11 protein-coding genes are annotated in these 14,713 nt (G+C 67.3%); 6 read left to right on the forward strand and 5 right to left on the reverse strand.

Annotated elements, in window-relative coordinates:
• Positions 1-4 precede the first annotated feature (4 nt).
• Genes AC0Z6F_RS11450 through AC0Z6F_RS11460 form a run of 3 tightly spaced genes read right to left on the reverse strand, consistent with a single transcriptional unit; the run spans position 5 to position 4,813 of the window.
• Complete coding sequence (locus tag AC0Z6F_RS11450) at positions 5-2,020, reverse strand: acetyl/propionyl/methylcrotonyl-CoA carboxylase subunit alpha (protein ID WP_485617229.1); 2,016 nt, start codon at positions 2,018-2,020, stop codon at positions 5-7.
• Between the two features lie 8 nt (positions 2,021-2,028).
• Complete coding sequence (locus tag AC0Z6F_RS11455; protein ID WP_485617230.1) at positions 2,029-3,639, reverse strand: carboxyl transferase domain-containing protein; 1,611 nt, start codon at positions 3,637-3,639, stop codon at positions 2,029-2,031.
• A 10-nt stretch (positions 3,640-3,649) separates the two neighbouring features.
• Positions 3,650-4,813, reverse strand: a complete 1,164-nt coding sequence (locus AC0Z6F_RS11460) for an isovaleryl-CoA dehydrogenase (protein WP_012509747.1) — start codon at positions 4,811-4,813, stop codon at positions 3,650-3,652.
• A gap of 160 nt (positions 4,814-4,973) precedes the next feature.
• Here AC0Z6F_RS11460 and AC0Z6F_RS11465 point away from each other — a divergent pair, with 160 nt between their 5' ends.
• The 3 genes from AC0Z6F_RS11465 to AC0Z6F_RS11475 all read left to right on the forward strand — a co-directional run bounded on the left by AC0Z6F_RS11465 (position 4,974) and on the right by AC0Z6F_RS11475 (position 7,935).
• The gene (locus AC0Z6F_RS11465) at positions 4,974-5,582 is read left to right on the forward strand and encodes a TetR/AcrR family transcriptional regulator (RefSeq protein WP_012509748.1); all 609 of its coding nucleotides are present in this window, start codon (positions 4,974-4,976) and stop codon (positions 5,580-5,582) included.
• A gap of 205 nt (positions 5,583-5,787) precedes the next feature.
• Positions 5,788-6,306: a c-type cytochrome gene (locus AC0Z6F_RS11470; RefSeq protein WP_012509749.1), complete on the forward strand. Its 519-nt coding sequence runs from the start codon at positions 5,788-5,790 to the stop codon at positions 6,304-6,306.
• 183 nt (positions 6,307-6,489) lie between these two features.
• Positions 6,490-7,935 carry an ExeM/NucH family extracellular endonuclease gene (locus AC0Z6F_RS11475; protein ID WP_012509750.1) on the forward strand — a complete coding sequence of 482 codons (1,446 nt, stop codon included), beginning with the start codon at positions 6,490-6,492 and terminating at the stop codon, positions 7,933-7,935.
• 147 nt (positions 7,936-8,082) lie between these two features.
• Here the strand turns inward: AC0Z6F_RS11475 and AC0Z6F_RS11480 are convergent, their stop codons facing one another.
• Entirely contained in the window at positions 8,083-8,940 is an 858-nt protein-coding gene (locus AC0Z6F_RS11480) for an EamA family transporter (RefSeq protein ID WP_004136071.1), read from the reverse strand.
• Positions 8,941-8,983: 43 nt separating this feature from the next.
• Between AC0Z6F_RS11480 and AC0Z6F_RS11485 the strand changes: the two genes are divergently transcribed.
• Entirely contained in the window at positions 8,984-9,655 is a 672-nt protein-coding gene (locus AC0Z6F_RS11485; RefSeq protein WP_065724123.1) for an alpha/beta hydrolase, read from the forward strand.
• Positions 9,652-10,752, forward strand: a complete 1,101-nt coding sequence (gene zapE / locus AC0Z6F_RS11490) for a cell division protein ZapE (protein ID WP_004136100.1) — start codon at positions 9,652-9,654, stop codon at positions 10,750-10,752. The genes AC0Z6F_RS11485 and zapE overlap by 4 nt, the downstream gene beginning before the upstream one ends.
• A gap of 75 nt (positions 10,753-10,827) precedes the next feature.
• Here zapE and AC0Z6F_RS11495 read toward each other — a convergent pair whose 3' ends face one another.
• Positions 10,828-11,664: a DUF2884 family protein gene (locus AC0Z6F_RS11495; RefSeq protein ID WP_004136102.1), complete on the reverse strand. Its 837-nt coding sequence runs from the start codon at positions 11,662-11,664 to the stop codon at positions 10,828-10,830.
• 575 nt (positions 11,665-12,239) lie between these two features.
• Between AC0Z6F_RS11495 and AC0Z6F_RS11500 the strand changes: the two genes are divergently transcribed.
• Positions 12,240-14,651 carry a ribonucleoside-diphosphate reductase subunit alpha gene (locus AC0Z6F_RS11500; RefSeq protein ID WP_004136104.1) on the forward strand — a complete coding sequence of 804 codons (2,412 nt, stop codon included), beginning with the start codon at positions 12,240-12,242 and terminating at the stop codon, positions 14,649-14,651.
• The last annotated feature ends 62 nt before the right edge of the window (positions 14,652-14,713 follow it).

Below are 14,713 nucleotides of genomic sequence, written 5' to 3' on the forward strand. Positions count from 1 at the left end.
CACATCACGCCGCTTCGAAGTCCACCAGCACCGCACCGTCACCCACCTGGTCGCCGGCCTTGGCGCGGTAACCCTTCACCGTGCCGTCTGCCGGTGCCTGCAGGGTGTGCTCCATCTTCATCGCTTCCAGCACCACCAGCGGCGTGCCGCGCTTGACCTCGGTACCGGCCGCGACCAGTGTCGCGACGATCTTGCCCGGCATCGGTGCCAGCAGGCTGCCAGCGTCGGCCACGGCAGTGTCCGATTCGCCCACCGGATCATGCAGGGTGAAGCGGTGCTGGCCATCGGCGCCGAACAGGTACAGCTGGTCGCCCTCGCGCAGCAGCTGCAACGACCAGCGACGCTCGCCCAGCTGTACCGTCAGGCCCTGCGCATTGGCCGTACCGATTACCTGCACCGGCGCTGCGTCATCGCTTTGCACACGCCAGCCATCGGCCTGCACCCACACCTTCAGCGTGTGCGTGCGTTCGCCCTGCTGCAACGGCAGCGCGCGCGGTGTGGAGGCACCAAGGCGCCAGCCATCCTGCGCCTGCCACGGCGAATGCGGGTCGCGCGCGTCGATGCCGGCGTCTGCGGTGCTGGCAACAGCAGCCACCGCCGCCAGCTGCCACAGTGCGTCGTCGCTGTCGCCTGCCGCGCTCAATGCCGCCTGTTCGCGCTCGATCAGCGCAGTATCCAGCTTCGCGTGCGCAAACGAATCGGTGTTCACCAGCCGGCGCAGGAAGCCGGCATTGGTGGTCACGCCCACCACCTGGCAGTCGGCCAGGGCCTGGCTCATGCGGCGCAGCGCAGCGTCGCGGTCCACGTCCCAGACGATCAGCTTGGCAATCATGGGATCGTAGTACGGGCTGATGCTGTCGCCTTCCTCCACGCCGGTATCCACGCGCACATTCGCCGATGGCATCGGCAGGCGCAGGCGGCGCAGGGTGCCGGTGGAGGGCAGGAAGCCACGGTCGGCGTCCTCGGCGTACAGCCGCGCCTCGATCGCATGGCCATGGATGGCCAGCTGTTCCTGGCGAAGCGGCAGCGGCTGGCCCGAGGCCACGCGCAGCTGCCACTCGACCAGATCGGTGCCGGTGATGTATTCGGTGACCGGGTGCTCGACCTGCAGGCGGGTGTTCATTTCCATGAAATAGAAATCGCCGTCCGGGCCGGCAATGAACTCCACCGTGCCCGCGCCGACGTACCCCACCGCGCGCGCGGCATCGACCGCGGCCTTGCCCATCGCGGCGCGACGTTCGGCGCTCATGCCCGGCGCCGGTGCTTCTTCCAGCACCTTCTGGTGGCGGCGCTGCACCGAGCAGTCGCGCTCGAACAGGTAGACCGCCTCACCGTGGCTGTCGCCGAACACCTGGATCTCGATATGGCGCGGGCGCTCCACGTACTTTTCCACCAGCACGTGGTCGTTGCCGAACGCCGAGGCGGCCTCGCGCTGGCAGCTGGCCAGTGCATCGACGAAGTCCTCGCTGCGCTCGACCTTGCGCATGCCCTTGCCACCGCCACCGGCGCTGGCCTTGATCAGCACCGGGTAGCCGATGCCGTCGGCCTGCGCGCGCAGGAAGTCCGGTGCCTGCTGGTCACCGTGGTAGCCCGGGGTCAGCGGTACACCGGCCTTGGCCATCAGTGCCTTGGCCGCGCTCTTGTCACCCATCGCACGGATCGCACTGGCCGGCGGGCCGATGAAGGTGATGCCGGCGGCGGCGCAGGCATCGGCGAAGTCGGCGTTCTCAGACAGGAAGCCGTAGCCGGGATGGATCGCCTGCGCACCGCTGCGGCGCGCGGCGTCCAGCAGCACGTCGCCGCGCAGGTAGCTTTCGCGCGCGGCGGCCGGGCCGATGTGGATGGCTTCATCGGCCAGGCGCACATGGCGCGCGTTGCGGTCGGCATCGGAATACACCGCCACGGTAGCGATGCCCAGACGTCGGCAGGTAGCGATGACGCGGCAGGCGATTTCGCCGCGGTTGGCGATCAGGACTTTGGTGAACATGGCAACGTGCTTCATAGGAGCTTGCTCGGTCATGGCACGGGTTACATGCGGAACACGCCGAAGCGCGTCTGCTGCGGGGCGGCGTTGAGGCTGGCCGACAGCGCCAGGGCGAGCACGCGGCGGGTGTCGACCGGATCGATCACACCGTCGTCCCACAGGCGCGCGCTGGCGTAGTACGGATGACCCTGCTGCTCGAACTGGTCGCGGATCGGCGCCTTGAACGCATCTTCTTCCGCCGCCGGCCACTGGCCGCCCTTGGCTTCGATGCCATCGCGCTTGACGGTTGCCAGCACACTGGCGGCCTGCTCGCCGCCCATCACGCCGATGCGCGCGTTCGGCCACATCCACAGGAAGTTGGGCGAGTACGCGCGGCCGCACATGCCGTAGTTGCCGGCACCGAACGAGCCACCGATCACCACGGTGAACTTGGGCACTTTGGCACAGGCCACGGCCATCACCAGCTTGGCCCCGTCCTTGGCAATGCCACCCTGTTCGTACTTGCGGCCGACCATGAAACCGGTGATGTTCTGCAGGAACACCAGCGGGATGTTGCGTTGGGTGCACAGTTCGATGAAGTGCGCACCCTTCAGTGCCGACTCCGAGAACAGGATGCCGTTGTTGGCGATGATGCCGATCGGGTAACCGTTCAGATGCGCAAAGCCGGTGACCAGCGTGGCGCCGTAGCGTGGCTTGAACTCATCGAAGCGCGAGCCATCGACCAGGCGCGCGATGACCTCGCGCACGTCGTAGGGCTTGCGCGTGTCGGCCGGGATCACCCCGTACAGATCGTGTGCCGGCAACAGTGGTTCCTCGTTGGCCTGCACCGCCATCGCCGGCTCCGGCTTGCGCCAGTTCAACTGCGCGATGATCGCGCGCACCCGTGCCAGCGCCTGCAGGTCGTTGTCGGCCATGTGGTCGGCCACGCCGGAAATGCGCGTGTGCACGTCGGCACCGCCCAGTTCTTCGGCCGTCACCACTTCACCTGTAGCCGCCTTCACCAGCGGCGGGCCGCCGAGGAAGATGGTGCCCTGCTCGCGCACGATCACCGTCTCGTCGCTCATCGCCGGTACGTAGGCACCGCCGGCGGTGCAGCTGCCCATCACGCAGGCGATCTGCGGGATGCCCCGCGCGGACAGATTGGCCTGGTTGTAGAAGATGCGGCCGAAATGATCGCGGTCCGGGAACACCTCATCCTGCAGCGGCAGGAAGGCGCCACCGGAATCGACCAGGTAGATGCACGGCAGATGGTTCTGCTCGGCGATCTCCTGCGCGCGCAGGTGCTTCTTCACCGTCATCGGGTAGTAGGTACCGCCCTTGACCGTGGCATCGTTGGCCACGATCACGCATTCCACGCCGCTCACGCGGCCGATGCCAGCCACCACGCCGGCGGCCGGCACGGCGTCTTCATACATGCCGTGCGCGGCCAGCGGCGCGATCTCCAGGAAGGCGCTGCCCGGATCGAGCAGGGCGTCGATGCGATCACGCACCAGCAGCTTGCCGCGTGCGGTGTGCTTGGCGCGTGCGGCTTCGCTGCCACCCAGCGCGGTGCGGGCGAGGGTGGCGTGCAGGTCATCAACCACGGCCTGCATGGCCGCGCGGTTGCTTTCAAACGTTTCGCTGCCCGGTTGCAGCTGGCTGTTCAGGACGGTCATCGCGGTGGCCTTACAGGGTGCGCTGGAACAGTTCGCGGCCGATCAGCATGCGGCGGATCTCCGAAGTGCCGGCGCCGATTTCATACAGCTTGGCGTCGCGCCACAAGCGGCCGGTCGGATATTCGTTGATGTAGCCGTTGCCGCCCAGGATCTGGATCGCCTGGCCGGTCAGCCAGGTGGCCTTCTCGGCGGCGTACAGAATGGCACCGGCGGCATCCTGGCGGGTGGTGCGGCCCTGGTCGCAGGCACGCGCCACGGCGTACACATAGGCGCGGCAGGCACCCAGCCCCACGTACATGTCGGCGATCTTGGCCTGGATCAGCTGGAAGCTGCCGATCGCTTCACCGAACTGGTGGCGCTCGTGCACGTAGGGCATGACCACGTCCATGGCCGCGGCCATCAGGCCCAGCGGGCCACCGGACAGCACCACGCGCTCGTAGTCCAGGCCGGACATCAGCACGCGCACGCCGCCACCGACCTGGCCCAGCACATTCTCTTCCGGTACTTCGCAATCCTGGAACACCAGCTCGCAGGTGGGCGAGGAACGCATGCCCAGCTTGTCCAGCTTCTGCGCGGTGGAGAAGCCCTTCATGCCCTTCTCGACCAGGAACGCGGTGATGCCCTTGGCGCCGGCGGCCATGTCGGTCTTGGCGTAGACCACCAGCACGTCGGCGTCCGGGCCGTTGGTGATCCACATCTTGTTGCCGTTGAGCACGTAGCGGTCACCGCGCTTGTCCGCGCGCAGCTTCATCGACACCACGTCCGAACCGGCACCCGGTTCGCTCATCGCCAGCGCGCCGACGAGGGCGCCGCTGCACAGGCCGGGCAGGAAGCGCTGCTTCTGTTCTTCGTTGCCGTTCTTGCGCAGCTGGTTCACGCACAGATTGGAGTGCGCACCGTAGGACAGGCCGATGCCGCCGGAGGCGCGCGAGATCTCTTCCATCGCCACCACGTGGGCCAGGTAACCCATGCCGGTGCCGCCGTATTCTTCTTCCACGGTGAGCCCGAGCAGGCCCTGTTCGCCCAGCTTCGGCCACAGTGCCAGCGGGAACTGATTGGTGGCGTCGGCTTCGGCGGCCAGCGGTGCGACCTCGGCGGCGGCAAAATGGGCCACGCTCTGGCGCAGCAGGTCGATGTCTTCGCCAAGGTCGAAGTTCAGGGATGGCACGTGCATTGTGGTGGCTCCACGACGGGATTGCAGGGAATGGACGCACCCGGCGGGGAGCGGGCGGCGGTTTCAGGGACCGCCACCCGCACGGGCGATTGGGCCCCAGCGTAGCGGGGTTCGGGAAAGAAGTGAATACAAATTCAACAATTGAATCTAGAATCAAAACATGGCCTACAAACGCTCCGCACTGATGGAAGAACGCCTGGCCGGGGTCCGCGAACGGATCCTGCTGGCGACCCGTGAACGGGTCGCCGCCGGCGGATGGCGCAACGCCCCGGTGACCGCTGTGGCAACCCAGGCGGGGGTGTCCACCGGCCTGATCTACCGGCACTTCCCGTCCAAGGCCGAGCTGTTCGTGGAGGTGCTCAACGCCGCGGTGGCCCACGAGGTGGCGATCATGGAGCGCATCGCCAGCGGCCCGGAGGTGGCCAGCGAGCGCCTGCGGCTGGCGATCACCGCCTTCGTCCGCCGTGCCCTGGCCGGACCGGGGCTGGCGCACGCCTTCATCGTTGAACCGGTCGATCCGGAGGTGGAAGCCGAGCGCATGCGCGGTCGCCGCGCCTTCGGCGACGTCTTCCTGCGGCTGGTGGAGGAGGGCGTGGCGGCCGGTGAGCTGCCGGCGCAGGACGCGCACGTGGCCGCCGCCTGCCTGGTCGGCGCCTTCACCGAAGCGATGGTCGGCCCCACCGCGCCCAGCCGGGAAGCACACCGCGACGAAGACGCGCTGGTGGACGCGATCTGCAGCTTCTGCCTGCGCGCGATCGGCGCTCGGTAATTCGGTAGAGCCGGCCGCTGGCCGGCTTCTGCACGATCTATCCGGCGGGATGGCGAAGCCGGCCAGCGGCCGGCACTACCGGGTCCGCATGCTGCGCCGCACCAGCAGTGACGCCTGTTGTCGCACGCAAAGCGCGTTCTATACTCGGTCCATCACGCAGTCGCTCAGCCGTGGTCCAACGACTATCAGCCAGGGGTAACGAAGAGTGCGGAATTACGATCTGGAGTTCCTGAAACGCTTCTCAATGGTGATCGCGCTGCTGGCGACCATCACCCTCGGCCTCATCCTCCTTGCCGCCTACATCCACACCCGGATTCCACCCGAGGTGTCGCCCACCGCGGTCAAACGCACCGAACAGCGCATCTCGCCCACCGGCGCGGTCTATGCCGGCAGCACCGGCGCCGCCGCGCAGGCTGCGGCAGCCGCAGCGGCACTGGCCAAGGCTGCGTCGCAGGTGGCGTACGGCGGCACCAAGGACGGCAAGGTGATCTTCGACAACCTGTGCACCGCCTGCCACACCACCGGCGTGGGCATGGCGCCGACGCTGGACCACTCGCACTGGGACAAGCGCATCGCACAGGGCAAGGACACCCTCTACAAGCACGCCATCGAGGGTTACACCGGCCCCGATGGCGGAATCATGCCGCCCAAGGGCGGCAACCCGGCGCTGACCGAGGAGCAGATCCACGCCACCGTGGACTGGATGCTGGGCAACCTGAAATAACCGGTAGTGCCGGCCGCTGGCCGGCAACCACGCATTGCACGAAGGTCATGAGGTTGCCGGCCAGCGGCCGGCACTACCAGGCTTTGCCCACCAAGGCCTGATCGCCCATATACCCCCGCTGCGCAGGCGGGGTTTCGCATTTCAGGGTTAGTCTGTGCGCCTCTTCCATGGAGTCGCCCGTCGATGCGTCGCCGTTCCCTCGTTCTTGCCCTGTCCCTGCTGCTGCCGGCCGGCGCCTTCGCCCAGGCCCAGCCGCAGGTCGCACCGGTCGCGTCACCCGCCGCCGCGCGCAACAGCGCCACCGTGGTGCTGACCGCCGCGCCGGCCGACTGGCGTGCACTGGATGGCCAGCACGTGCGCATCGCTGCGCCACTGATCCTGGCCGGCACCGATGGCCTTGAGCGCTTTGGGCAGCTCACCGTGGCCTTCGATGGCCGCCTCTGGCAGCCGACCGAAGTGGCCGCGCCGGGTACTGCCGGCTACGAGCAGGCGATGGCCGACAACCAGCGCCGTCGCCTGGTGCTGGACGATGGCAGCGATGCCCGTGATCCGGCCAGCGTGGCCTACCTGCCGGCCAACCCGGTACTGCGCACCGGCATGCAGCTGCGCAATGTGGAAGGCGTGGTGAACGTGGATGCACAGGGTCGGCCGCGCCTGCAGGTCGAAGGCGTGCTGAAGCTGCCGGAGCTAAAGCGTCCGGCGGTGCCGACGGTACCGGGCAGCCTGCATGTGGCCGCCTTCAACCTGGAGAATTTCTTCAATGGCGACGGCCAGGGCGGTGGCTTCCCGACCCTGCGCGGTGCGCGCACGCCGGATGAGCACAAGGCGCAGGTGGCCAAGCTGGTGACCACGGTCAACGCGCTGGGCGCCGATGTCGCTGCACTGATGGAGCTGGAGAACGACGGCTACGGCCCGCAGTCGGCCATCGCCGAACTGGTCGATGCGCTCAACCGCGATCGTGGCGGGCAGGGTGACTGGCGCTTCGTCGACGCCGGCAGCGGCCCCGGTGAAAACCCGATCCGGGTCGGCATCATCTACCGCAGCACGCGCCTGCAGCCGGTCGGCAAGCCGGCCACGCTGACCGGAGGCCCGTTCGTCGAGCACAGCCGCGTGCCGTTGGCGCAGGCCTTCCAGGGCAAGCAGGGCGCACCGTTCGTGGTGGTCGCCAACCACTTCAAGTCGAAGGGCTGCCGCGATGCGAGCGGCGCCGACGCCGACCGCAACGACAACCAGGGCTGCTGGAACGCCACCCGCGTGACCTCAGCGCAGCAGCTGCACGCCTGGCTGCAGACCGACCCGACCGGTACCGGTGCCAAGGACGCGGTGCTGCTGGGTGACTTCAATGCCTACGCGATGGAAGACCCGATCCGCACCCTGCATGACCTCGGCTGGCAGGACGCATTCAAGGTCGCCAAGGTCGAGCATCCCTACAGCTACGTCTACAACGGCTATACCGGCCGCCTCGACCACGCCCTGCTGAATCCGGGCATGGCCAAGCGCCTGCGCGGTGCCGCCGAGTGGCACAGCAATGCCGACGAACAGGACGCCAGCGGCTACCAGGGCCGCAACGTGCAGGGCCCGTGGCGCAGTTCCGACCACGATCCGCTGCTGCTGGGTTTCGACAAATAACGCACCGCCGGGGTCGGATCCCATTCCCATGGAATGGGCTCTGACCCCGCGTGCGGCCCGCGCGTTCGTAGCCCGACATGCATTGGGGTCCGGTGCATTGGGGTCAGAGCCCATTCCGTGGGAATGGGATCCGACCCCGGGAATCGCTCACCCCCAGGCGATCAACCCGATCGCCAGCACCGCCAGCGCCAGGCCGGCGCGGTTCCACTTCGTGGTCGCTTCGCCGAAGGCGAACACACCCACCAGCGCGCCCAGTACCACCACGCCGATGTTCATCCCGGCGAACACGGTGGCCGGGCTGTCCGGCATCGACTGATGCGCATGTACATAGAAGAGAATGTTGCCGCCGTTGAGCAGGCCCAGCAGCGCGCCGGCGCCGAGGTTGCGCCAGGCCAGTCGGCTGCGGCCACTGGCGTGCCGCCACAGCTGCAGTGCCAGCATCAGCACGAAGGCCACGCTGAAGCTGGCCAGCACCGCCGCCATCGACGGCGTGCCGGACAGCGCCACCTGCTTGAGCAGCACGTCCACCACCGCGAACCCGGCCCATACGCCCAGCAGCCAGCCCCAGCCACCCGGTGAGGGCGCCACCGCCGGTCCGCGCGGGCGCAGGCTGATCGCCACCATCGCCAGCAGGCCCAGGGCGAGACCCGCCAGCTTCCATGGCGTCGCGGTCTGGCCGAAGAACAGGAACGCAGCAGCCAATGACAACAGCAGCGACAGCCGCTGCGCCACGTCACTGCGGACGATGCCGGCCACCGCCACCGCGCGGCCCAGCACCAGGAAAATCGACGGCAGTACCACCGCCAGCGCCAGCAGCGACAGCCACGGGGCATGCGGCGCGCGCAACGCATCCAGCGGCGGCTGCAGCACCACGGCGGTGAGCGTTGCCGCCACCAGATAGTTCCAGGTGACCATCTGCGAAACATCCAGCTGGCGGCGGCTGGCCAGCTTCAACAACACCGAAACCAGCACGCTGCAGATCACGGCCAAAGACAGGTAGAGCATGGGGCGGGCACAGGGCAGGGGCAGGGGACGCTATCATGGTGCCATGCACAAGCCTTCGTTCCCCGTCGCCCCCGGCGAAACCGCCTGCCTCGAACTGGACGGCCCGGCCGGCCCGCTGGAAGTGGTCGTCGACCTGCCCAAGGCCGATGTGCCGGTGCAGCCGATCGTGGCCATCGTCTGCCATCCGCTGTCCACCGAAGGCGGCACCCTGCACAACAAGGTGGTCACCATGACCGCCACCACCCTGCGCGAGCTGGGCATCGCCACGGTGCGCTTCAACTTCCGCAGCGTCGGCGGTTCGGCCGGTGAGTTCGATCACGGCGTGGGCGAGCAGGACGACCTGAAGGCGGTCGCCGCCTGGGTGCGCAGCCAGCGCCCGGACGACCGCCTGTGGCTGGCCGGCTTCAGCTTCGGCTCATTCGTGTCGCTGAAGGCCGCTGCCGCGCTGCAGCCGGAAGCGCTGGTCTCGATCGCGCCGCCGGCGGGCCGTTGGGACTTCGACGGCATCGCACCGCCGGCGCGCTGGCTGGTGATCCAGGGCGAGCAGGACGAGATCGTCGATCCGCAAGCCGTCTACCAGTGGCTGGACACGCTGGACTTCCCGCATGAGCTGGTGCGCATGCCCGAGACCAGCCACTTCTTCCACCGCAAGCTGATCGATCTGCGCGGCGCGTTGACCCACGGCGTCAAGCACTGGCTGGGCGCGGCGGCATGAGTGCAACCGAGTTGACCCCGTCGCAGCGGTACGCGGAAGGGGTTGCCCGTGGCGATTGGCAGAACGACCCGGCCCAGCACGCGGCGCTGGCCGAACTGGACCGCATCCACCTGGGCCTGCTGGACAGTGCCGAGGACGGTTGGCTGGACCGCCTGTCCTCGTTCTGGAAGAAGCCCGAGCCGGTCAAGGGCCTGTACTTCTGGGGCGGCGTCGGCCGCGGCAAGACGTTCCTGGTCGACCTGTTCTACGACGGTCTGTCGATCAAGCAGAAGTACCGCACCCACTTCCATCGCTTCATGCGCAGCGTCCATGAGCGCCTGCGCGAGCATCAGGGCCAGAGCGACCCGCTGGCGAAGATCGCCCAGGAATGGCGCAGCAACCTGCGCGTGCTGGTGCTGGACGAATTCTTCGTCACCGACATCGGCGACGCCATGTTGCTGGCGCGGCTGCTGGAGCGGATGTTCGCCGAGGGCGTGACCCTGGTCACTACTTCCAATACGGCGGTGGAAAACCTGTACCTCAACGGCCTGCAGCGTGAGAGTTTCATGCCGGCCATCGGCCTGCTGCAGCGCTTCTGCGTCGAGCTGTACGCCGAGGGCACCGAGGACTACCGCATGCGCGCGCTGACCCGCTCGCCGGTGTACCGCGCACCGTTGGCCGCTGACAGCGACGAATGGCTGGCGACGCGCTGGAACGAACTGAGTGGCGGCCAACCTGCCAAGACCGGCAACATCGAGATCGAGGGCCGCAAGATCCCGGTCCGTGGCCGTGGCAAGAGCATTGCCTGGTTCGATTTCGCTGCGTTGTGCGAGGGCCCGCGTGGCCCGTCGGACTACATCGAGATCGCGCACGAGTTCAACACCGTGCTGCTGGGCGGCATCCCTGCGTTCGACCGCCTGAACGAAGATGCCGCGCGCCGCTTCGTCAACCTGATCGACGAACTGTACGACCGCCACGTCAACCTGGTCTGTACCGCCAGCACCTCGCCGGTCGAGTTGTATACCGGCACTCGCCTGCAGGGTGCGTTCGAGCGCACCGCCTCGCGCCTGATCGAGATGCAGAGCGCCGAGTACCTGGGTACCCCGCACCGGGCGTGAGGGCGCCACCCAGGTAAATGCGTTGCCGGCCAGGGTTCCGGTAGTGCCGGCCGCTGGCCGGCATCCGCCGCGCAGTTATCGGGAGGGTGCCACGGCGTTGTCACGCGGCCGTTCATCCAGCCCGGCCGACACATGCAGGCCCGAGCCATCGCCGTGCTCCACCCGCACGCTCTCGCCGCGCTCCAGCAGCCGTAGCGGCTGGCCCTGGTAGCGCACCTCCAGCGCATCGTGGGCCTCTGCCAGTGACTGCACCAGCGGGCATAGCGCCATGGCCTTGGCCTCCAGCTGCTGGCTGCGCGCTTCCATGCGGCGGTCGACTTCGGCATCGAGGCGGTCGGCACGGCGCTCCATGGCGCCGGCGCGGCCGGTGAACACCTGCCACAACACGCTGCGGGTCATCGACCCGGCCATCGTCTCGGCCATCTGGTCGATGTGCGCGTCGAAGCCGTCGCCGAAGGCTTCCTGTTCCCAGTAGCCGCGGCCCAGGCTGGCGTCGATCCAGTCCTGCATCTCGCCGCGCATGGCACGCATCTGGCGGTTGCGGGACTTGCCGGTGATGGCCTCGAAGGCGGCGTCCAGTGCGTCGAAGGTGACCCCGGAGACTTCGTGGGCCAGCGCCGTGGCCGCCGGCATCAGCTGGCGGGCGCCGGTCTCCATCTGCCGCAGGCGGGCGGCGTCGGCGGTGCTGACCGTCACCATCCTGCCGTCCAGGCTCAGCTCGCCGTCGTGGAACACCACTTCATGCGGTGCCTGTGGGCCGTGCCGCAGCCAGATGCCGCCGCTGTCCACCAGCACGTCGTAGTCGGTATGGATGCCGCACTGGTCTGAACGCAGTTCCGGTCCTTCGGCGGCCAGTGCCGGGGCAATGAACAGGGCGGGCAGCAGGGCCAGGGCGGGCAGTGACAGGCGCATCGGAACATCCTTCTCCGGAACCGAAGGTCCCCAGCATCCGCTGTCTGGGCGAGGCCGTCACCGGCCGGAAGTCACCCGTCCACCGGATTCCCACCGGCTGCCCACCACCTATCCACAGGGTTGTCCCTAGCCAGTTTCATCACTGTCATGTGAAGCTGTCATCGTTCCGCTGGTGGGGCGCTGATTGCTACCGCCGTGACGTTTTTCGGGCTTGACTGCGCAGCCCGTTCCAGCAGGTTCAAAGCGTCCAAACCGGGCGCCGACGGCCCGATCCTTGCGGCGCAAGGGATTGCCGAATTTCACTACATTTGGCGTTGACGGACCCCCTGACCCCCACTATCTTGTGGCCAACGGCGTTGGGAACCCCAAGCCGCCGGGTCCATGGAATGGATCGCCGGACCCTCCGGTGATGCGCCCTCCACGCCCGAAGCGGCACCGGTCAGCACTACCAGCAGCAGCCACAGGCGCAGGTCTCAATTCCTGCGACGCCGGTCTGCAATGCTGGGGTGTCATGTCCCGGGCCGCGTCATCCGATGCACCGAGCCACCATCCATCACGCCAAGAGGACTCACGCCGTGACCACCGAATCCAGCGCCACCATCGAGAAGGAAAGCGAATTCCTGTTGACGTCGCCGCCGACGGCCAACGCGATGAGTGTGACCAAGCGCAATGGCACGACCGAGCTGGTGGATCTGAACAAGATCGTGCGCGCGGTGCAGCGTTCCTCCGAAGGCCTGCACGCCGTCGATCCGATGCGCGTGGCAACCCGCACCATTTCCGGCCTGTACAACGGCGCCACCACCCGCGAGCTGGACGAACTGTCCATCCGCACCGCCGCCCTGCTGATCGGTGAAGAGCCCGAGTACGGCCGCCTGGCCGCACGCCTGCTGGCCAACTACATCGCCAAGGAAGTCTCGGGCCAGGAAATCTACGCCTTCTCGCAGTCGGTTGGTCGTGGCCACGAAGTGGGCCTGATCAACGACCGCCTGCTGAACTTCGTGCAGACCAACGCACGCAAGCTCAACGATGCGATCGACATGTCGCTGGACCTGAACTTCGATTACTTCGGCCTGCGCACCCTGTACGACCGCTACCTGCTGCGCCATCCGCACACCCGCAAGGTGATCGAGACCCCGCAGCAGTTCTTCCTGCGTATCGCCAGCGCGCTGAGCGAGGACGTGCCGGAGGCCCTGGCGCTGTACAAGCGCATGGGCAACCTGGACTACCTGCCGTCCAGCCCGACCCTGTTCAACTCCGGCACCACCCACGAGCAGCTGTCCTCGTGCTTCCTGCTGGATTCGCCGCAGGATTCGCTGGAGTCGATCTACTCCAAGTACGGCGATATCGCCCAGCTGTCGAAGTTCTCCGGCGGCATCGGCGTCAGCTACACCCGCGTGCGTTCGCGCGGTTCGCTGATCAAGTCCACCAACGGCCATTCCAACGGCATCGTGCCGTGGCTGAAGACCATGGATTCGTCGGTGGCTGCAGTGAACCAGGGCGGCAAGCGCAAGGGCGCGGCCTGCGTGTACCTGGAAACCTGGCACGCCGACGTCGAGGACTTCCTTGAACTGCGTGACAACACCGGCGACGAATCGCGCCGTGCGCACAACCTGAACCTGGCCAACTGGATCCCGGACCTGTTCATGAAGCGCGTCGAGGCCGACCAGGAATGGTCGCTGTTCGATCCGCGCGTGGTGCCGGAGTTCACCGACCTGTTCGGTGAAGCCTTCGAAGCCGCCTACCTGCAGGCCGAGGCACAGGGCAAGGCCAACCGCACCATCTCCGCGCGCAAGCTGTACTCGCGGATGATGCGCACCCTGGCCGAGACCGGCAACGGCTGGATGACCTTCAAGGACAAGTGCAACCGCGCCAGCAACCAGACCCTGCGCGCCGGCAACGTGATCCACCTGTCCAACCTGTGCACCGAAATCCTGGAAGTCACCTCGGCCGAAGAGACCGCGGTGTGCAACCTGGGTTCGATCAACCTGGGCAACCACTTCGACGGCAACGGCGAGTTCGATTTCGACAAGCTGGCCGACACCGTGCGTCTGGCCGTGCGCCAGCTCGACCGCGTGATCGACCTGAACTTCTACCCGATCGAATCGGCGCGCCGTGGCAATCTGCGCTGGCGCCCGGTCGGCCTGGGCTGCATGGGCCTGCAGGACGTGTTCTTCCGCAAGCGCCTGCCGTTCGACGGCGCCGAAGCCCGCGCGCTGTCGAAGAAGATCGCTGAGACCATCTACTTCCACGCGCTGGAAACCTCGGTCGAACTGGCCCAGGAACGCGGCAAGCACCCGTCCTTCGCCGACACCCGTGCGGCCAGCGGCGAGCTGCAGTTCGATGCCTGGAACGTGGTGCCCGAAGACGCCGAGCGTTGGGATAGCCTGCGCGAGCGCATCAAGGAACATGGCCTGCGCAACTCGCTGATGATCGCCATCGCACCGACCGCGACCATCGCCTCGATTGCCGGCTGCTACGAGTGCGTTGAGCCGCAGGTGTCCAACCTGTTCAAGCGCGAAACCCTGTCCGGTGACTTCCTGCAGGTCAACCGCTACCTGGTGAACGAGCTGAAGAAGCTGGGCCACTGGACCCCGGAAATGCGCGACGCGATCAAGCTGGCCGAAGGCTCGATCCAGGGCATCACGCAGATTCCGGAAACGCTGCGCCACGTCTACCGCACCGCGTGGGAACTGCCGATGCGTTCGCTGATCGACATGGCCGCCGACCGTGGCGCCTTCATCGACCAGTCCGCCTCGCTCAACCTGTTCATGGAAAGCCCGAACATCGGCGCGATGTCCTCCATGTACATGTACGCCTGGAAGCAGGGCATCAAGACCACCTACTACCTGCGTTCGCGTCCGGCCACCAAGATCGCCAAGACCACGGTCAGCCACGCCGCAGGCGCGGCCCCGGAGAAGGTGTTCAGCCCGGAAGAGGCCATCGCCTGCTCGCTGGAAAACCCGGAAGCCTGCGAGGCCTGCCAGTAATACACCGCGCCGTGGATCAACGCGCGGTGGGTGCCGACCGTTGGTCGGCACTGCTGCTCCAC

The sequence above is a fragment of the Stenotrophomonas sp. 1L-E-5-B-C3 genome (genome assembly GCF_057292075.1).